Annotated in this window: 12 protein-coding genes; 8 read left to right on the forward strand and 4 right to left on the reverse strand. The window is 65.8% G+C overall.

Annotated elements, in window-relative coordinates:
* Position 1 precedes the first annotated feature (1 nt).
* From glnL to corA, 3 genes are all read left to right on the forward strand, one after another.
* A complete protein-coding gene (gene glnL, locus NX774_RS20115) occupies positions 2-1,078 on the forward strand; it encodes a nitrogen regulation protein NR(II) (RefSeq protein ID WP_258824054.1) in 1,077 nt (358 codons plus the stop codon).
* Between the two features lie 61 nt (positions 1,079-1,139).
* Entirely contained in the window at positions 1,140-2,612 is a 1,473-nt protein-coding gene (gene ntrC, locus NX774_RS20120; protein ID WP_258824055.1) for a nitrogen regulation protein NR(I), read from the forward strand.
* A 155-nt stretch (positions 2,613-2,767) separates the two neighbouring features.
* The gene (gene corA / locus NX774_RS20125) at positions 2,768-3,733 is read left to right on the forward strand and encodes a magnesium/cobalt transporter CorA (RefSeq protein ID WP_258824056.1); all 966 of its coding nucleotides are present in this window, start codon (positions 2,768-2,770) and stop codon (positions 3,731-3,733) included.
* Between the two features lie 64 nt (positions 3,734-3,797).
* Here the strand turns inward: corA and NX774_RS20130 are convergent, their stop codons facing one another.
* The 3 genes from NX774_RS20130 to NX774_RS20140 form a co-directional block, all read right to left on the reverse strand.
* Positions 3,798-4,808 (reverse strand): acetamidase/formamidase family protein, encoded by a 1,011-nt coding sequence (locus NX774_RS20130; RefSeq protein ID WP_258824057.1) that lies wholly within the window; start codon positions 4,806-4,808, stop codon positions 3,798-3,800.
* Between the two features lie 70 nt (positions 4,809-4,878).
* Positions 4,879-5,682 (reverse strand): EamA family transporter, encoded by an 804-nt coding sequence (locus NX774_RS20135; RefSeq protein ID WP_258824085.1) that lies wholly within the window; start codon positions 5,680-5,682, stop codon positions 4,879-4,881.
* 57 nt (positions 5,683-5,739) lie between these two features.
* On the reverse strand, positions 5,740-7,359 hold the full coding sequence (locus tag NX774_RS20140; protein ID WP_258824058.1) for an NAD(P)/FAD-dependent oxidoreductase: 1,620 nt from the start codon (positions 7,357-7,359) through the stop codon (positions 5,740-5,742).
* 321 nt (positions 7,360-7,680) lie between these two features.
* On the opposite strand from NX774_RS20140, the gene NX774_RS20145 reads away from it, so the two are divergent.
* The 4 genes from NX774_RS20145 (at position 7,681) to NX774_RS20160 (ending at position 17,851) form a co-directional block, all read left to right on the forward strand.
* Positions 7,681-10,560 carry a TonB-dependent receptor gene (locus tag NX774_RS20145; protein WP_258824059.1) on the forward strand — a complete coding sequence of 960 codons (2,880 nt, stop codon included), beginning with the start codon at positions 7,681-7,683 and terminating at the stop codon, positions 10,558-10,560.
* A 217-nt stretch (positions 10,561-10,777) separates the two neighbouring features.
* A complete protein-coding gene (locus tag NX774_RS20150) occupies positions 10,778-10,999 on the forward strand; it encodes a membrane lipoprotein lipid attachment site-containing protein (RefSeq protein WP_258824060.1) in 222 nt (73 codons plus the stop codon).
* Positions 11,000-11,448: 449 nt separating this feature from the next.
* On the forward strand, positions 11,449-14,433 hold the full coding sequence (locus NX774_RS20155) for a TonB-dependent receptor (RefSeq protein WP_258824061.1): 2,985 nt from the start codon (positions 11,449-11,451) through the stop codon (positions 14,431-14,433).
* A gap of 313 nt (positions 14,434-14,746) precedes the next feature.
* Positions 14,747-17,851, forward strand: a complete 3,105-nt coding sequence (locus NX774_RS20160; protein ID WP_258824062.1) for a TonB-dependent receptor — start codon at positions 14,747-14,749, stop codon at positions 17,849-17,851.
* Positions 17,852-17,900: 49 nt separating this feature from the next.
* Here the strand turns inward: NX774_RS20160 and NX774_RS20165 are convergent, their stop codons facing one another.
* Complete coding sequence (locus NX774_RS20165; protein WP_258824063.1) at positions 17,901-18,653, reverse strand: 16S rRNA (uracil(1498)-N(3))-methyltransferase; 753 nt, start codon at positions 18,651-18,653, stop codon at positions 17,901-17,903.
* A 117-nt stretch (positions 18,654-18,770) separates the two neighbouring features.
* Here NX774_RS20165 and tkt point away from each other — a divergent pair, with 117 nt between their 5' ends.
* Complete coding sequence (gene tkt / locus NX774_RS20170; protein WP_258824064.1) at positions 18,771-20,765, forward strand: transketolase; 1,995 nt, start codon at positions 18,771-18,773, stop codon at positions 20,763-20,765.
* Positions 20,766-20,775 lie beyond the last annotated feature (10 nt).

The following is a 20,775-nucleotide window of genomic DNA, read 5'->3' on the forward strand; positions in this document are numbered from 1 at the left end:
AATGAGCGCACCCGACCCGGCCCCCGGCCGCTTCAACGGCCTCGAACTGCTGGCCTCCGCCGTGCTGCTGGTGGACGGCGAAGGCGCGGTGCGCTACGCGAACCCTGCCGCCGAAAACCTGATCGAAACATCGCACAAGCAGCTCACGCGCTCGACCCTGCTCACGCTGTTTTCCAACGGCGCCGAGCTGGCCGGCCTGTGCCGCGAGGCGCTGGCGCACCGCTGGTCCGACCGCCGCCAGGACCTCACGCTCGAGCGCACCGGGCGCGAGCCGCTGCACGTGCACACGATCGTCTCGAGCGCGGGCGAGAACGAGGTGGTCATCGAGCTGCGCGAGAACGTGCAGCAGAAGAAGCTCGACCGCGAAGAGCGCATGCTCGACCAGAGCCAGGCCAACAAGGAGCTGATCCGCAACCTGGCGCACGAGATCAAGAACCCGCTGGGCGGCATCCGCGGCGCGGCTCAGCTGCTCGAGCTGGAGCTGCCGCCGGCCCATGCGGCCGAGCTGTCCGAATACACGCAGGTGATCATCAAGGAGGCCGACCGCCTGCAAGTGCTGGTGGACCGCCTGCTGGCGCCGCACCGCCGCCCGCACATCGTGGGCGACGTCAACATCCACGAAGTGTGCGAGCGTGTGAGGAGCCTGATCCAGGCCGAGTTCCCGACCGGCCTGACCATCAAGCGCGACTACGACACCTCGATCCCCGAGTTCCGGGGCGACCGCGAGCAGCTGATCCAGACCGTGCTCAACATCGCGCACAACGCCGCCCAGGCGCTCGCGCCGCGCATTGCGGCCGGCGACGCCGAGATCATCCTGCGCACCCGCGTGGCGCGCCAGGTCACGCTGGCCAAGGTTCGCTACGGGCTGGCATTAGACTTGCATATCATTGACAATGGACCGGGCATCGCACCCGAAATCCGCGACCGCATGTTCTACCCGCTCGTGTCGGGCAGGTCGGGCGGCAGTGGACTGGGGCTGACACTGGCACAGACCTTCGTGCAGCAGCACATGGGCGTGATCGAGTGCGAAAGCCGGCCTGGACTGACGGATTTCCGCATTCTGCTGCCGCTGCCATAAACGCGGCGCGCCGGTGTCCCTGTCCAATGTCGAACCACACAAGCGCGGGAACACGAAACACATGAAACCAATCTGGATTGTCGACGACGACGCATCGATCCGCTGGGTGCTGGAAAAGGCGCTGGCGCGCGATGGGCTGGACACGAAGAGTTTCGCCAGCGCGCGCGAGGCACTGGCCGCGTTCGAGCGCGAGACGCCGCAGGTGCTGGTGTCGGACATTCGCATGCCCGGCGAATCCGGGCTCGACCTGCTGCAGGCGGTCAAGGACAAGCACCCGGGCCTGCCGGTCATCGTGATCACGGCATTCTCGGACCTCGATTCGGCGGTCGCCTCGTTCCAGGGCGGCGCCTTCGACTACCTGGCCAAGCCGTTTGACATCGACAAGGCGGTGGCCCTGATCCGGCGCGCGCTCGAGGAGAGCCTGCGCGAGGAAGCCAGCGTCGAGAACATGCCGGCCGAGACGCCCGAGATCCTCGGCCACGCGCCGGCGATGCAGGAGGTGTTTCGCGCCATCGGCCGGCTGTCGCAGTCGAACGTGACGGTCCTGATCACCGGCGAATCGGGCAGCGGCAAGGAGCTGGTGGCGCGCGCGCTGCACAAGCACAGCCCGCGCGCAAGCGAGCCGTTCGTGGCGATCAACACCGCCGCCATCCCCAAGGACCTGCTCGAATCCGAGCTGTTCGGCCACGAGCGCGGCGCTTTTACCGGCGCGCAGGCGATGCGGCGCGGCCGCTTCGAGCAGGCCGAGGGCGGCACGCTGTTCCTCGACGAGATCGGCGACATGCCGTTCGACCTGCAGACGCGGCTCTTGCGCGTGCTCTCCGACGGCCACTTCTACCGCGTGGGCGGCCACCAGCCGGTCAAGGCCAATGTGCGCGTGATCGCGGCCACCCACCAGAACCTGGAACAGCGCGTGCGCGACGGGCTGTTTCGCGAGGACTTGTACCACCGCCTGAACGTCATCCGCCTGCGCCTGCCGCCGCTGCGCGAGCGACGCGAGGACATTCCGCTGCTGGCGCGCCACTTTTTGGTGCAAAGCGCGCACCAGCTTGGGGTGGAGCCCAAGCGCTTGTCGGACGAAGCGGTGAACTACCTGGCCACGCTGGAACTGCCCGGCAACGTGCGCCAGCTCGAAAACCTGTGCAACTGGATCACGGTGATGGCGCCGGGCCAGATGGTCGAGGTCAAGGACTTGCCGCGCGACCTGGCCAACGAGACGGCGGGGCTGCCGGCCGCCACCACGCAGGCCGCGCCGGCGCAAGCCGAAGCGTTCGCCGCGCCCATGACCGTGCCGCCGGCGCCCGACGGCTGGACCGGGCTGCTGGAGCTGCAGGCGGCCAGCATGCTCAGCGCCGGCAACCACGAGATCATGGACGTGCTGGGGCGGCAGTTCGAGTCGGCGCTGATCAAGGCCGCGCTCAAGTTCACGCACGGGCGCAAGAACGATGCCGCGCAGCGGCTGGGCATCGGGCGCAACACCATCACCCGCAAGATCGCGGAGCTGGGCATCGACGGCGCACGCGACGACGGCTGATCGGTTCACGCAGGCCCGTAGGGTGGGCTCTCGAGCCCACGCGGATGCACGCGCCGTGTGCCCACCCGCGTGGGCTCGAGAGCCCACCCTACGGCAGCCGTGCGGCCGGGCCGGATGGTGTAAGCTCCGCTTATCCGTGTCTGCCCTTCGTCCTCATGCTGATCAACTGCGTCGCCTACCAGGAAGGTAAAAAGCTCTCCGACATCCCGGTCGAGGACATCAGCGACTACCTCGCCAAGCCCGGCTGCTTTGTCTGGGTGGCGCTGCGCGACGCCGACGAGGCCGAGATGGCCAAGATGCAGGAGGAGTTCGGCCTGCACGAACTGGCCGTGGAAGACGCAATGCGCGGCCACCAGCGTCCCAAGATCGAGGAATACGGCGAGTCCGTGTTCGCCGTCATGCATACGGTCGAACTGAAGGACGGCGAGCTGGCGGTGGGCGAGGTCGCGGTCTTTGTCGGGCCCAACTACGTGCTGTCGGCGCGGCGCGATTCGCTGCAGGGCTTCCTGGGCGTGCGCGCGCGCGCAGAGCGCGAGCCGCACCTCTTGAAAAAGGGCTCCGGTTTCGTGCTGTACGCGCTGATGGACGCGGTGGTGGACCGCTACTTCCCGGTCATCGAGGCACTGGAAGAGGAGCTGGAACAGATCGAGGAGCGCATCTTTCGCGGTCGCGCCCAGCGCGAGAACGTGGAGCAGCTGTACGACCTGAAGCGCAAGACGCTCACGCTGCGCCACGCCGTCACGCCGCTGCTCGAGGCGGTCGGGCGCCTGCACGGCGGGCGCGTGCCCACGCTGGCGCTCAAGGTGCAGGACTACTTCCGCGACGTGCAGGATCACCTGCACCGCATCAACGGGCGCCTCGACACGATCCGCGATACGATCAGCATCGCAATCCAGGTGAACCTGTCGCTGGTGACGATCAGCGAGGGCGAGGTGACCAAGCGGCTGGCGTCATGGGCGGCCATCTTTGCCGTGTTCACCGCGTTCGCCGGCCTGTGGGGCATGAACTTCGAATTCATGCCCGAGCTGCACTGGCACTACGGCTACCCGGTCGCGGTGGCGATCATGGTGGTGGTGTGCGGTTACCTGTACTACCGCTTCAGGAAATCCGGTTGGCTGTAGGGTGTGCTCTTGAGCGCACGCGGTTCACGCGGCGCGTACCATCGCGTGGGCACAAGTGCCCACCCTACCGGTGCGCGCCGGTGAAGATCTTCTTCGGACACATCGCGTGCACTCCCACATTGCCGTCCACCAGCTGCGTGATTTCCATGTCCACCGCCGCGCTCGAGAGCATGTAGGCGTCGTCGCGCGACAGGTGCTTTTCCTCCATCAGGAACTTGATCATGTCACGCAGCGCGAGCTCGGTCGCTTCCTTCAGGTCCTTGGAAAAGCCCATCGAGATGTAGTGGGTCGGCGTTTCGGCGCGCGGCCACACCAGGTGGCGGTTCTTGTGCACGACAAAGCGGAAGGTGCCGGACAGGTAGGTCTCCAGCGCCGTGATGTCCACCTCGCCGTTGCCCTGCGCCGCGTGGCCGTCGCCGGCCTCGAACAGCGCGCCCTTCACCGCCACCGGGATGTACAGCGTGGTGCCGGCCACCAGCTCCTTGTTGTCCAGGTTGCCCGCGTGCGCGAACGGCGGCGCGCTGTCGATCTTGCCGCCGGCCGGGGCCACGCCCATGCTGCCGAAGAACGGCTTGAGCGGGATCTCGATGCCGGGACCGAAGTGGCCGATCATGTTCTTGCGATCGAGCGGAATGATCTTCGAGCCGCTGTACGGGTAGTCCATCGGCAGGAAGCCCTTGCCCAGGCCGAAGGCGTTGCAGGCGAAGTCCGCGTCCAGGTCCACCTTCAGGATCTGCACTTCGAGCACGTCGCCCGGCTCGGCCTCGGCAATCGCCACCGGGCCGGTCAGGATGTGGCCGCCCGGCCCCTTGTCCGTCACCTCCTTGTAGATGGCGGCGGTGTAGGGCGGGATCTGCTCGGGCTTCACGCCGCGCTCGATCATGCGCTCGGGCGAGCCGCAGGTGGACAGGGTTTGCATGCGCACCGTGTCGCCCGAATGCACCGTCAGCGCGGGCTTGGCCAGGCCCGAGTAGTAGCCCCATGCCACCGTGGAGGGCGTGGCGGGCAACACGTAGTCGGCGGCAAACAGCGGCGAGCAGGCGAAGGCAAGAAGGGGCAGGGCAAGGCGGCGCATCGGCAAGGCTTTCTTGGACGGGTTGGCAACCGGGCTAGTCTACGCACCGGCCCGGTTGCTGTCCACACGCTCAGGCGTCGCGCGTGCCGGTCCAGGCGCTTGCGCCTGAGGCCAGCATCACCAGCGCGATCGCGAGCCATTGGATGGCGCCCAGGCGCTCGCCCAGCACCGCGAAACCTGCCAGGGCGCTGACCGCCGGCGAGGAGCTGACCATGATGCCGAACACGCGCCGCGGCAGGCGCCGCAGCGCGATCATCTCCAGCGTGTAGGGCAGGGCCGACGACAGCACCGCCACCGCCAGGCCGCCCAGCAGCACGCTTGGGGCCAGCAGGCTCGGTCCGGCATAGTAGGCGCCGACCGGCACGATGAACAGGCTGGCCGCCAGCATGCCCCAGGCCACCACGCCGCCGCCCTGCACGCTGGATGCGCGCTTGCCGAACACGATGTACAGCGCCCAGCACGCCGCCGCGCCGAACGCATACGCGATGCCTTTCGGGTCGAGCTGCGCGGCGCCGGCGTGCAGCGGCAACAGCAGCCACAGGCCGAACGCGGCGCAGGCCAGCCAGCCGAAGTCGCGCGGGCGGCGCGAGGACAGCAGCACCAGCGCCAGCGGCCCGGTCACCTCGATCGCCACCGCGATCCCGATCGGGATCAGCGCGAACGCGCGGTAGATCAGCAGATTCATGCAGCCGAGCGTGACGCCGTATAGCAGCAGCGTGGGCAGCTCGGCGCGCGTTGGCGGCGTTCGCCACGGCCGCAACCAGCCCAGCAGGATCAGCGCGGACAGGCCCACGCGCAGCGCCACCACGCCTTCGCTGCCCACCAGCGGGAACAGGTGCTTGGCGAAGGCCGCGCCGGCGTACTGCGACACCATGGCCGCGGCCACCGCCAGCGCGGGAACGAAGGGATTGCCGGTGGTGCTGGCCACGCCTTACGCGACCATCGAGCGCGCCACCGCTTCGGCCACGCGGATGCCGTCGATGGCGGCCGACATGATGCCGCCCGCGTAGCCCGCGCCCTCGCCGGCCGGGAACAGGCCGTGCGTGTTCAGGCTTTGCAGCGTGTCGTCGTCGCGCTTGATGCGGATCGGCGACGAGGTGCGCGTCTCCACGCCAGTCAGCACCGCGTCCTGCTTGTAGTAGCCCTTGATCTGCTTGTCGAAGGCGACGAAGGCCTCGCGCATGGCGGTGATCGCATACTCGGGCAGGGCGGTGGACAGGTCGGTCAGGTGCACCGCCGGCTTGAACGACGGGATCACCGAGCCGAACTCTTTCGACGGCCGGCCGGCCACGAAATCGCCCATCAGCTGGCCCGGCGCGTCGTAGTTGCCGCCGCCCAGCACAAAGGCGCGCGACTCCAGCTCGCGCTGGAACGCGATGCCTGCCAGCGGGTGGCCCGGATAGTCGGCCGGCGTGATGCCGACCACGATCGCGCTGTTGGCGTTGCGCTCGTTGCGCGAGTACTGGCTCATGCCGTTGGTGACCACGCGGCCTTCCTCCGACGACGCTGCCACCACCGTGCCGCCCGGGCACATGCAGAAGCTGTACACCGAGCGCCCATTGGAGGCGTGGTGCACGATCTTGTAGTCGGCCGCGCCGAGGATCTCGTTGCCCGCGTTCGGGCCGAAACGGCATACGTCGATCAGCGACTGCGGGTGCTCGACCCGGAACCCGATCGAGAACGGCTTGGCCTCGACGTACACGCCGCGCTCGTACAGCATTTCGAAGGTGTCGCGCGCGCTGTGGCCCACCGCCGCGACCAGGTGGCGCGTGGGGATCGTCTCGCCATTGGCCAGCACCACGCCGCGCAGCTGGCGCGCCGCGCCTTCGCCTTCGACCAGGATGTCGGTCACGCGCGTTTCGAAGCGGATTTCGCCGCCCAGGTCGATGATCTTCTGGCGCAGGTGCTCGACCATTTTCACCAGGCGGAAGGTGCCGATGTGCGGCTTACTGACGTACAGGATTTCCTCCGGCGCACCGGCCTCGACGAACTCGGTCAGCACCTTGCGCCCGTAGTGCTTGGGATCCTTGATCTGGGTGTACAGCTTGCCGTCCGAGAAGGTGCCGGCGCCGCCTTCGCCGAACTGCACGTTCGACTCGGTGTTGAGCTTGCGCTGGCGCCAGAAGCCGAAGGTGTCGACCGTGCGCTCGCGCACGATCTTGCCGCGCTCGAGCACGATCGGGCGCATGCCCATCTGGGCCAGGATCAGCGCCGCGAACAGCCCGCACGGGCCCATGCCGATCACCACCGGGCGTTCGCTGCCCGGCGGCAGCATGCTGGCGTTGGCCACGAAGTGGTAGGCCATGTCCGGCGTGACGCCGATGTGCGGGTCGCCGTGGTGGCGTTCCAGCACCGCGTGTTCGTCGGCAACCTCGGCATCGATCGTGTAGATCAGCACGATGGCCGATTTGCGGCGCGCGTCGTAGGCGCGCTTGTGCACGGTGTAGTGGCGCAGCGCTTCCGGGCCGATGCCAAGCCGCTCTGCAATCGCGCGCGGCAGGGCGTCGTCGGCGTGGTCGAGGGGGAGCTTCAGTTCAGTGATTCGCAGCATGTTCGGTTCCTGGGGCAATCCGCTATTTTACCTGCGGCGCCCATACTGCGGAAAACCTTCTCAGCCGCAAAAACGGCGCGGTATGAGAGGTATGTATGTTTCGATAATCAACGGTTTTGGCGTGCAGTTCTTACTTCAAAGTGTTGGTTTTTAATCGTGCATTAATTGTTTCATTGACATTGCGCAATTGATTGTGTTCCCATTCAGCCCTCACGTATGGACAAAATACAGATCCATACCGAGCCGGCACCGGAATGGTCGGGCAACCGGCAGGAAGAGAAAAAACAGCAATCCCAAGCAAATGCCAAGGAGATGTAAATCATGTTGAAAATGAAGTCGATGCCCTTCGCGATCGCGTCCGTGATCGCCAGCGGCGCGCTGTTTGCGACCCCTGCGTTCGCACAGCAAGATGGCCAAAACATCCAGCGCGTGGTCGTGACCGGCTCCCTGATCAGCCGTACCGACACCGAGACCACGGCCCCGGTGCAAGTGCTGACCGCCGCCGACATCCAGAAGAGCGGCAAGACCTCGGTCGCCGAGCTGCTGACCGACCTGGCCGCCAACGGCGCCGGTACCCTGGGCACCGGCTTCGCTGGCGCGTTCGCGAACGGCGCCACCGGCGTGTCGCTGCGCGGCCTGACCGTCGGCGCAACCCTGGTGCTGATCGACGGCCACCGCATGGCCTCGTATCCGCTGTCGGACGACTCCCAGCGTTCCTTCGTGGACGTCTCCTCGATCCCGTTTGACGCGATTGAATCGATCGAAATCCTGAAGAGCGGCGCATCGTCGCTGTACGGTTCGGACGCAATCGCCGGCGTGGTCAACATCAAGCTGAAGAAAAACCTGACCGGCACCCGCCTGGGCGCCGAGACCGGCAACACCCAGCACGGCGGCGGCAAGACCCACCGCGCTTCGTTCAGCACCGGCTTCGGTGACCTGGACACGGACGGCTACAACGCCTACGTGACGGCCGAATGGCGCCGCCAGGGCGGGATCAAGATGTCCGACCGCGAGATGTTCCAGTGGGACAACGCGGACTGGCGTTCGCGCGGCGGTAACAACCTGACCTTGGGCGTGCCGACCAGCCTGAACGGCAAGCTGACCGCGGCCAGCGTTCCGTTCCTGTACAACCCGGCAGGCACCAACCCGGCTGGCGTGGCCAACGTCGACAACCCGGCCAACTACCAGTTCCTGACCTCGGACTGCGATTTCGTCAAGTACCGTGCCGGTGCCTGCGCCGTGCGCAACACCTTCTCGTACATCGCGCCGCCGACCGAGAACGTCAACGTGATGGCCGGCTTCACCAAGAAGCTGGCTGGCGACTGGGAACTGGGCCTGAAGGCCTCGATGTTCCAGCGTAACAGCATCAACAACCGCGGCGCCAACCCGCTGGCCTACAACCCGACCACCTTCGGCGGCACCACTTCGTACTGGAACGGCGTCCTGACCAGCGGTATCGGCCGCGTGGCAAGCACCCTGATCCCGGCCACCGCCTCGTTCAACAAGCTGGGCGCTGCCGCACGTATGTACGGCTACGTCCCGGGCGTGGACCCGACCATCACCCGCGACAACACCTCCAAGAGCACCCGCTTCGCGGCTGACCTGAAGGGTAACGCTTTCGGTTGGGACATCAACGCTGCTGCCGGCCTGACCAAGGTTGCGCTGGACATCGACTACAGCGGTTACCTCGACCGCTCGGCCCTGTACGCCGCCATCAACGCGTACGGCGCGAACCCGAACGATCCGAACGGCTGGAACCCGGCCGGCGGCAACTCGCCGGCCCTGGTCGACAAGATCTCGCCGCGCTTCTCGAACCACATGGAATCGAAGCTGAACTACGTCGACGTGGTCGGTTCGCGCGAGCTGATGCAACTGGGCGCAGGCCCGCTGGCCCTGGCAGTGGGCGCACACTGGCACAAGCGTGAGCAGAACGCGCCGCCGTCGGAGATGTCGCGTATCGGCCGCACCGGCAACACCGACGCCTTCGTGATCGGCAAGGAAACCAACAGCGCGGTCTTCGCCGAGCTGCAGGCCACCCCGATCAAGAACCTGGAACTGGACTTCTCCAGCCGTTACGACCACTACGACACCTACGGCAACTCGTTCACCCCGGCTGCCAAGTTCAAGTGGACCCCGTCGCAGATGATCGGCTTCCGCGGCAGCTACGAGCGCGGCTTCCGTGCCCCGAACCCGGCCGAGACCGGCAATGCCGGTTCGTTCTTCACGTTTAACGTGATCAACGACCCGATCAACTGCAAAGGCGGCAAGAACACCAATGCAGGCAGTGTCGTGACCGGCGCTTGCGCGATCAACCCGACCTACGTGCAGACCACCGGCGGCAACCTCGAGCCGGAGAAGTCGAACTCGTATAACTTCGGCATCATCATCGAGCCGCTGAAGAACCTGAACGCCTCGCTGGACTACTACAACATCCAGGTGAAGAACCAGATCGTGACCGCAGCCGGTAACGACCCGACCTTCTTCCCGGATTTTGCCCGTGGCCCGATCACCCCGGTCGACATCTCGAACGGCGACGGCACCAGCCACGTTGGCCTGCCGGCTGCCGGTCCGATCCTGTACGCGAAGTCGCCGTACATCAACCTGGGCGGCACCAAGACCAGCGGCGTCGAAGCTGACGTGCGCTACCGCTGGAACATGGGCGAGATGGGCACCCTGCGTGCTGGCCTGTCGGTCAACCACGTGTTCAGCTACATCACCGAAGCGGCTGATGGCGTGACCTACCAGCTGGCCGGCACCCACGGCCCGTCGGTCGTCGGTGGCGCCACCGGTAACCCGAAAGACCGCGCCCAGTTCACCCTGGGTTGGACCCGCGGCCCGCTGGACGTGACTGGCACCATGAACTACGTCAGCGACTTCTCGAGCCTGGATCCGTCGGTGGGCGGTACTGACTGCGCATCGACCGCCGGCGACGTGGGCGGCCGTAACTTCTTCCAGAACCTGGTCCAGCCGGGCAACTACTGCCACGTTGCGTCGTTCACCACGACCAACCTGAACGTGCAGTACAAGCTCAGCAAGAACCTGACCCTGAAGGGTTCGATCCTGAACCTGTTCGACCGTCAGCCGCCGATCGACGTGTCGACCTACGGCAACGCTGGCGCGCAGACTGCGTATAACGCATCGCTGCACCAGGCTGGCGCAATCGGCCGCTTCTACAGCCTCGGCCTGAACTACACGTTCTAACCGACGGCAGGCACGGCGGCGCAGCTGCCGCCGTGCACGGGTGGCCCAATGGCGGGCCGGCCCGGTCCTCGTGACCGGCCGGCCCGCCATTTTTCTTTCTGCGGTGACTATTGGTTGCAATCCAATACAATTTCTGTAGCGCGCCCTGATAGACTCGTGGGTTGGCAGGCTTTCCAGCTCGTCGCCCAGATCACCCGATTAACTGAAGGAGTAGAACTTGAGGAAATTGATTTTTGCCGCGGTTGGTGTTGCCGTACTGGCTGGCTGCGCGGCCACCGAAGGCGGCCAGGTGGCCAGCCACGAGGAGACCTATACCCCGCTGGGCACGCATCTGCCGCGCAAGAACACGCGCGCCATGGCCGACGAGCGCAAGTTCGTGGACAAGGAAGACTTCAAGCGCCAGCAGGAGATGATGCCGGAGATGCAAGGCGGCAAGTAAGGCGCCGCGCCAGCCGCCCGGCTGGCCCGCTGCGCCAATCCCGGCGCACCACATCGCCCCGCCAGGGGCGGTTTTCATTTGGGCGGCCGGCGGCGCGCGCGGGGCTGGGGAAGGGCCAAATGTGATGCAATGTCACAAGATTGTCAAACAAATCTTCCCCACAATGTATTTATATTTTTACAATCTGTTGTTTTTAACGGCAGCTACAAATTGTTACTTGATTCGCGATTATTAGCATGTTCACATTGCCGACTTGTTACCGGTCGTGAGGGACACACGCGGCACCGGACGCAATCCGGGCGCCAGGCCGGTAGCGGCTGAACCGGGCCTATGTTGGGCACGGGGCATTACCTAAAGGAAATCAAATGCTAAGAAAAACCGTGTTGGTACATGCTTTGTCGATTGCCTTTGGCGCTGCGGCGCTCAGTGTTGCGGTGGTGGAGCCCGCAATGGCGCAATCGAACGCTTCGGGTAACGTTTACGGTCGTGTCGACGGCGCTGCCGGCGCCACGGTCGTGCTCAGTAACACGGAAACCGGCCTGCGCCGCACCGTGACGCCTGACGCCAGTGGCCGCTACCAGGCCTCTGCCATGCCGCCGGGCCACTACAAGGTCGAGTTGATGCGCGAGGGCAAAGTCGTCAACACCACCGAGGTGGACGTGCTGATCGGCCAGGGCGTGGATGCCTCGTTCAGCAACGTGGCGAAGGTCGAAATCACCGCCCGCCGCAGCCGCATCGACGTCTCGAGCGCCAACAACGGCGCCACCTTCACCGCCAAGGAACTGGCCCAGCTGCCGATCGAACAGAGCGTCTCGGCGATCGTCCAGCTCGCCCCGAACACCACCCGCGCCGACCCGCGCTACGCGGCCGGCGCCTCGTTCGGCGGCGGCGGCGCTTCCGAGAACGCCTACTACATCAACGGTTTCCCGGTCACCAACCCGCTGACCCAGCTGGGCGCGTCCGAGCTGCCGTTTGGCGCGATCGCCCAGGCCCAGGTGCTGACCGGCGGCTTCGGCGCCGAGTTCGGCCGCTCGATCGGCGGCGTGATGAACATCACCACCAAGTCCGGCACCAACAACTGGGAAGCCGGCGCCCAGGCCAGCATCGAGCCGAACGCGCTGCGTTCGAAGGCGCGCAATGTGTACTACGCGCACAACGACCAGGCCACCGACGGCACCCTGTACGCCAAGAACGACCTGACCAGCGACAGCCAGCACCGCGTCGGCGCCTACGTGGGCGGCCCGATCATCGAGGACAAGCTGTTCATGTTCATCGCCGCTGAGCGCACCAACCAGAAGCGCAACGGCGTGGCGCGCACCTCGGACGAAGCCGACACCGACGGCAGCCTCCCGTCGGGCTGGCTGGACCGCAAGAACACCACCACCCGCTACCTGGCCAAGTTCGACTGGAACATCACCGACAACCACCGGCTGGAGTGGACCTCGATCGGCGACAAGCCGGAATCGGACCTGCGCTACTCGGACTTCAACTACAACACCTTCGCGCACACCGGCAAGGTGGTCTCGGGCGGCCATTTCGAGAGCGTGGCCAACATCACGCCGACCATCGGCGCCAAGACCAACATCCTGCGCTACACCGGCAACCTGACCGATGCCCTGACCCTGCAGGTGCTGTACGGCGAGAACAAGACCGACCACGTCAACGACCGCATGGGCTACAACCCGACGGTGCCGGGCATCGCCTTCGACAGCCAGGCCGCCAAGGCCCCGGGCCTGGTCTACAACAACCCGCAGCCGTTCGCGGGCCAACGCATCAACACGGACTACTCGTACGACAAGGTCAAGTCCACCCGCGTGGACCTGGAGTGGAAGCTGGGCGACCACACGCTGCGCGCAGGTATCGACGACAACAAGCTGTCGTCCTACGGCGCGGGCGACGTGACCGCCGGCGGCTTCACTTGGACCTACTTCAAGACCGACACCCCGAACGACCTCCAGTCGCTGACCGGCTACAAGACCAAGGTCAACAACGGTTCCGGCCCGCTGGCTGCGGCCGGCTACTACGTGCGCAAGCAGATCTTCGAAGACGTGACCGCCGCGTTCTCGAACCAGTCGGCGCAGTACCTGGAAGACCGCTGGCAGCTGACCAAGGACCTGCTGGTCACCGGCGGCGTGCGCATCGAGCAGTACAAGAACCTGAACGGCGACCGCCAGCCGTTCCTGAAGATGGACAACCAGATCAACCCGCGCCTGTCGGCGGTCTGGGATGCCTACGGCGACGCCAGCCTGAAGGTGTTCGGCTCGCTGGGCCGCTACTCGATCCAGATCCCGACCCACATCGCGATCCGCGGCGCTTCGCGTTCGACCTACACCCGCACGTTCTACACCTACACGGGCGTGGGCGCGGACGGCCAGCCGACCGGCCTCACCGCGCTGACCCCGCTGGTGTCGCCGGACAACGAGTTTGGCCAGGCCAAGCTGCCCGAGACGGTGGCCGCGCAGAACCTGAAGCCGTCCTACCAGGATGAGTTCACGCTCGGTTTCGAGCGCATGTACTCGCCGGAGATGAACTTCGGCGCCAAGGTCACCTACCGCAAGCTGCGCACCACGATCGACGACTGGTGCGACCAGCGTCCGTTCGACGCCTGGGCGGCCGCGCATAACGTGAACGAGGACAACTGGAACGGCTTCATGTGCGCCTCGATCAACCCGGGCGAGACCAACGACTTCCTGGTCGACTTCTCGGGCACCGGCAAGAACCTGACCCCGGTGACGCTGTCGGCCAAAGACATGGGCTTCGGCAAGCCCGAGCGCACCTACACCGCGCTGGACCTGTTCCTCGAGCACCCGATGCGCAACGGCTGGTACGGCAAGGTGAACTACACCTGGTCGCGCAGCAAGGGCAATACCGAAGGCCAGACCCTGTCCGCGGTGGCCCAGACCGACGTGGCGGCAACCCAGACCTGGGACCACTACGAGATCATGGAGTACGCCAACGGCCTGCTGCCGAACGACCGTACGCACCAGATCAAGGCCTACGGCTACTGGGAAATGACGCCTGAGTGGATCCTGGGCGGCAACTTCCTGGCCGCCTCGGGCATGCCGATCACCTGCCTGGGTACTTACCCGATCGACAAGCAGACCGACGGCTTCCCGGACTACGGCGCGGCCTACCACTACTGCTTCGGCCCGTCCGGCAAGAACCCGCCGTCGCCGCAAGGCTCGGCCGGCCGCCTGCCGTGGGATGTGCGCCTGGATGCGTCGCTCACCTACCGTCCGGCCGCGGTCAAGGGCCTGTCGTTGAAGGTGGACGTGTTCAACGTGCTCAACAAGCAGACGGTGCAGCAGGTCGACCAGCTGTACAACACCGACGACGGCAGCCGCAACGCGACCTGGAATACCCCGGGCGCTTTCGTCGGCTACACCGCGCCGCGTTCGGCCCGCTTCACGGTGGAGTACAACCACCGCTTCTGATCAACCAGCGTCACCGGCAAAGCCGCCCCTCGGGGCGGCTTTTTTTTCGCCTTCAGCGCCCGCGCATGCGGCGCGAATAGTTACTGTTGTTTATATGCATTTCACGGTTGTGCAAAGTTGACACTTGAAGTTTCGATATGTTTCTATGTTTAAGTTCACTTTCTTTGACAAATCGCAAAGAGAATGAATTTTTCACCTTCAGGTGGAAGAGAGAAATAAGTTGGGACAAAAAGCATTACAGGTGATTCAAAACGCATAACCTTCCCGGCGCTGAATAGTGATTTATTCGTCCGGAAAACAAATAGGAAATCACATGTTACGAAAAACTGTTGTAGCTCGCGCTTTGTCGATCGCATTTTCCACGGCCGCGCTGTCGGCCGCGGTGATGCAGCCGGCGGCCGCCCAGTCGAACGCCGCCGGTACCGTGTACGGTAAGGTTGCCCCGGGCGCCGCCACCTCGGTGGTGCTCCGCAACCTGGACACCAACCAGCAACGTACCGTCCAGGTGGACGGCTCCGGTTCGTTCACCGCGTCGGCGCTGGCCATCGGCCGCTACCGCGCCACCCTGCAGGGCGGCAGCATGAACGGCCAGACCTCGGAGGTCGAGGTCATCGCCGGCCAGGGCGTGGAAGCCGTCTTCGTCAGCGGCGGCGTGGCCAAGGTCGAGGTGACCGGCCGCCGCAGCCGCATCGACGTCACCAGCGCCTCCAATGGCGCCACCTTCACCGCCAGGGAACTGGCCAAGCTGCCGGTCGCGCGCAACGTCGATGCGATCATCCAGCTGGCCCCGAACACCACCAAGAGCGACCCGACCTACATCGCCGGCGCCTCGATCGGTGGCGGCGGCCCGTCGGAAAACGCGTACTACATCAACGGTATGCCGGTCACCAACCCGCTGACCCAGCTGGGCGCTTCCGAGCTGCCGTTCGGCGCCATCGCCCAGGCCGAGATCAAGACCGGCGGCTACGGCGCGGAGTTCGGCCGTTCGGTCGGCGGCGTGGTCAACATCACCGGCAAGAGCGGTACCAACAACTGGGAAGTGGGCGCGCTGGCCAGCACCGCCCCGAACCGCCTGCGCAGCAAGCAGAAGGACGCCTACTTCGCCGACACCAGCCCCAACAAGGGCATCTCGCGCACCGACTACCACGTCAACGAGGTCACGACCGACCAGCTCGGCGCGTATGTCGGCGGTCCGATCGTCAAGGACAAGCTGTTCATGTTCGCGGCGGTGGAAAACACCAAGTCCGACCAGCACAGCATCAACCGCAACCAGAACGACTCGGCCAGCCTGCTGGCCAGCCAGGGCTACCGCGACCGCATGGTCAAGACCCTGCGCTACTACACCAAGTTCGACTGGAACATCACCGACGAGCACCGCCTCGAGTTCACCCAGCTGGGCGACCTGCCGACCGTGGACACCTCGTACCGTGCCTATGACTACAAGACGCACACCCCGGGTGGCGTCGTGAAGTCGACGCTGCACGAGGAGTCCCCGGGCACCGCGGCCGCGCCGAACGGCGCCGAAGTGCAGATCCTGCGCTATACCGGCAACCTGACCGACAACCTGACCGTCACCGCGCTGGGCGGCCGCAGCCATACCGAGCACATCACCGAGCCGGGCGGCTATGACCCGACCATGCCGGGCGCGAACGCCTCGCCCGAGTTCCAGGCGCCGGGCCTGAACTACCTCAGCCCGCAGAAATTCACCACCCTGGCCTCATCGCCGTCGTACGACGACGTTGACTTCTTCCGTGCCGACCTCGAATACAAGCTGGGCAGCCACACGCTGCGCGCCGGTATCGACAAGATCAAGGTCTCCTCGCTGGCCGCGGGCACGGTGACTGCCGGTGGCTGGACCTGGACGTACGGCAAGGTGGACGATCCGACCAAGTCCACCCCGGTGCCGGGCGGTAATATCCCCGCGTTCTCCGGCAACGGCCCGCTGGCATCGCAGGGCTACTACGTGGCCAAGACCATCTCGTCCACCGCGTCGGACGCGTTCTCCAAGCAGAGTGCCCAGTACATCGAGGACAACTGGAAGGTGACCAAGGACCTGCTGGTGACGATCGGCGTGCGTAACGAGAGCTTCGAGAACCAGAACTCGGCCCATGTGTCGTACCTGGAGCAGAAGAACATCATCCAGCCGCGCGCCAGCGCCGTGTGGGACGTGAACGGCGACTCGTCGCTGAAGGTGTTCGGCAGCGCCGGCCGCTACACCGTGCAGATGCCGACCGTGGTCGCGCTGCGCGGCGCCAACGGTTCGCAGAACACCAGCCAGTACTACAGCTACACCGGCACCGACAAGAACGGCCAGCCGACCGGCCTGACGCAGTTGACTGTGCCGGTCTCGGCCAACGGCGAATTCGGCCAGCCGAAGGATCCGAAGACGGTCGCTTCGCTCAACCTGAAGCCGTCGCGCCAGGACGAGCTGACCCTCGGCTTCGAGCAGGCCTACTCGCCGTCGCTGAACTGGGGCGCCAAGGTGACCTACCGCACGCTCAAGTCGACCATCGACGACTTCTGCGACGGCCGCCCGTTCCGCCGCTATGCGCTGGCCCACGGCATCAAGATGGCAGGGGAGGCCGACTTCGACCCGGCTGACAACCCGATCTACCCGTACTTCCAGTGCGCGTCGTTCAATCCCGGCGAAGACCAGGACTTCATGATCGACTTCATGCAGAACGGCCAGTACACCAAGGTGCACCTGACCGCCGCCGAGCTGGGCTTCGAGAAACCGAAGCGCGTGTACAAGGCGCTGGACCTGTTCCTGGAGCACCCGTACCGCAACGGCTGGTACGGCAAGGTCAACTACACCCTGTCGCGCAGCACCGGCAACACCGAAGGCCAGACCCTGTCCGACCTGAACACCGGCCAGGGCGACGTGGCGGCGACCACGACCTGGGACTACTCGGGCATCATGCGTTACGCCAACGGCCTGCTGCCGAACGACCGCCTGCACCAGATCAAGGCGTTCGGCTTCTACGACATCACCCAGGAATGGACCGTGGGCGGCAACCTGTCGATCCAGTCGGGCCGTCCGCGCGGCTGCCTGGGCTGGGACCCGAACCCGGCCTCGGATCCGGACTGGCAACAGGTGGGCCAGTCGCCGAACTACGGCGTCGAGCACTTCTGCTTTGGCTCGACCTGGGACAAGAATGTGCCGGCACCGCGTGGCACCATGGGCCGCCTGCCGTGGACCAAGAGCCTGGACCTGAACCTGGTGTACCGTCCGAAGGTCTTCGAGGGCCTGGCCCTGAAGCTGGACGTGTTCAACGTGTTCAACAGCCAGGACGTGGCCAAGTACAACGAGCAGTACAACAGCGGCTCCGGTGGCATCAGCGTGAACTACAACTCGGTGTCGTCGTACACGCCGGCGCGCTCGATGCGCCTGTCGGCCGAGTTCAACCACCGGTTCTGATGAACCAGGCTTGAACGCCAAGACGCCCCGGCTTGCCGGGGCGTTTTTTTTACCGGCCCGGCGTGCCTGTGGCGGATGACATGCCGCCCCACAGCGCGGCCAGCGCCGCCAGCGCCGCCAGCCCCGCCGTCTCGGTGCGCAGCACGCGCGGCCCCATCGACAGCATCAGCGCGCCGCCGGCCACGGCCAGATCCTCTTCCTGCTCGGAGAACCCGCCCTCGGGCCCGATGACGATGCACACGTCCTGCGGCTGGTTGGCCGCCGCCCATGCCGGCAGCGACTGCGACGCGCGCGGCGACAGCAGGATGCGCGGCTGCGCCGCCGGCTGCGCGATCCACTGGCCATATTGCGCCAGCGGCGCGACCCGGGCCAGCCGGTTGCGCCCGCACTGCTCGCTGGCCGCCACCACCACGGCTTGCCAGTGCGCGATACGCTTGTCGGCGCGCTCGCCGGCCAGCTTGACCACCGAGCGCTGCGCCGCCAGCGGCTGCACCGCGGCCACCCCCAGCTCGACCGCCTTCTCGACGATCCAGTCCATCTTTGTACCTTCGGGCAGCCCCTGCGCCAGCGTCACCGCAAACGGCAGCTCGGCCTCGCGCTCATCGAACCCGGTCACGCTGGCTTGCGCGCGCTTCTTGTCGAGGAAGGCGAGGGCGGCGCGCCAGCAGCCACCCTGGCCGTTGAACAATTTGAGCGGGTCGCCCGGCGCCATGCGCAGCACCTGCAGGTGGCGCACCACCGTTTCCGGCAGGTCGACCGTGGTCCCGACGGCGAGGGGCAAAGGGCAGTAAAAGCGGGGCATGCGGCTCCTGGATGACGATTCGACAAAAGCTGCATTTTAATTCGGCAGCACCCTGCTCTGGTAGAATAATGGGTTAAGGCACCGCGCCGCCGCTTTCCAATCCAGACTTACGCATCCATGAAACCTACCCAAACCACCACCCTGATGGCCAATGCGATCCGCGCGCTGGCGATGGACGCTGTCCAGAAGGCCAACTCGGGCCACCCCGGCATGCCGATGGGCATGGCCGAGATCGCGGTTGCGTTGTGGGACGGTCATTACCGCCACAACCCGGCCAACCCGCACTGGGCCAACCGCGACCGCTTCCTGCTGTCCAATGGCCACGGTTCGATGCTGCACTACGCGCTGCTGCACCTGGCCGGCTACGACCTGTCGATGGACGAGATCCGCAACTTCCGCCAACTGCATTCGAAGACCCCGGGTCACCCGGAAGTGGGCATCACCCCGGGCGTGGAAACGACCACCGGCCCGCTGGGGCAGGGCATCTCCAACTCGGTGGGCATGGCACTGGCCGAGTGGCTGCTGGCGTCGGAATTCAACCGTCCGGGCTTTGACATCGTCGACCACCACACCTACGCCTTCCTGGGCGACGGCTGCCTGATGGAAGGCATCTCGCACGAGGTGGCGTCGCTGGCCGGCACCCTGGGCCTGAAAAAGCTGGTCTGGCTGTACGACGACAACGGCATCTCGATCGACGGCAAGGTGGAAGGCTGGTTCACCGACGACACCCCGAAACGCTTCGAGGCCTACGGCTGGAACGTGATCCGCAACGTGGACGGCCATGACGTGGCCGCGCTCGACGCCGCGATCGCCAAGGCCAAGACCTCGGACAAGCCGACCCTGATCTGCTGCAAGACCATCATCGGCAAGGGCTCGCCCAACCTGCAGGGCGGCGACAAGGTGCACGGCGCGCCGCTGGGCGACAAGGAAATCGCGGCCGTGCGCCAGCACCTGATCTGGGACGCGGTCCCGTTCGACATCCCGGCCCCGATCTATGAAGCCTGGGACGCGAAGGCGCGCGGCGCCAAGGTCGAGGCTGAGTGGAACGCGCTGTTCGCCGGCTACCGTGCCCAGTACCCGCAGCTGGCTGCCGAATTCGAGCGCCGCATGAAGGGCGAACTGCCGGGCAACTTCGAGCAAGTGCTGGCCGCCGCGGTCGCGTCCTGCATCGAGAAGAAAGAAAACATCGCCACCCGCAAGGCCAGCCAGAACGCGATCCAGGCGCTGGCCCCGGCGCTGCCGGAATTCTTGGGCGGCTCGGCCGACCTGACCGGCTCGAACCTGACCAACTGGAAAGAATGCAAGGCCGTGCGTTCGGGCGTGCCGGGCAACCACATCAACTACGGCGTGCGCGAGTTCGGCATGGCCGGCATCATGAACGGCGTGGCCCTGCACGGCGGCTTCATCCCGTTCGGCGCGACCTTCCTGACCTTCTCGGACTACAGCCGCAACGCGCTGCGCATGGCCGCGCTGATGAAGATCCGCTCGATCTTCGTGTTCACCCACGACTCGATCGGCCTGGGCGAAGATGGCCCGACCCACCAGTCGATCGAGCACGTCTCGTCGCTGCGCCTGATCCCGAACCTGGACAACTGGCGCCCGGCCGACACCGTGGAGTCGGCGGTGGCATGGGGCGCGGCGGTCAAGCGCCACGACGGCCCCTCGACCCTGATCTTCTCGCGCCAGAACCTGCCGTTCCAGGAGCGCGACGCACAGACCGTGGCCAACATCGCCAAGGGCGGCTATGTGCTGCGCGACGCGGCCGACGCCAAAGCCATCCTGATCGCCACCGGTTCCGAAGTGGAGCTGGCCATCAAGGCGGCGGACGCGCTGGCGGGCGAAGGCATTGCGGTGCGCGTGGTGTCGATGCCGTCCACCGACGTGTTCGAGCGCCAGGATGCGGCCTACAAGGCCAGCGTGTTGACCCGCGGCACGCCTCGGGTTGCCATCGAAGCAGGCGTCACTGATTTCTGGTACAAGTACGTTGGACTCGACGGCGCGGTCGTCGGGATCGACACCTTCGGCGAATCGGCGCCTGCGGGCGTACTGTTCAAGTATTTCGGCTTCACGGTCGAGAACGTGGTCGCCAAGGTCAAGTCGGTTATCGGTTGAATGGTAGGGT

This window comes from Massilia agilis, from assembly GCF_024756255.1.
Lineage (GTDB): Bacteria > Pseudomonadota > Gammaproteobacteria > Burkholderiales > Burkholderiaceae_D > Telluria > Telluria agilis.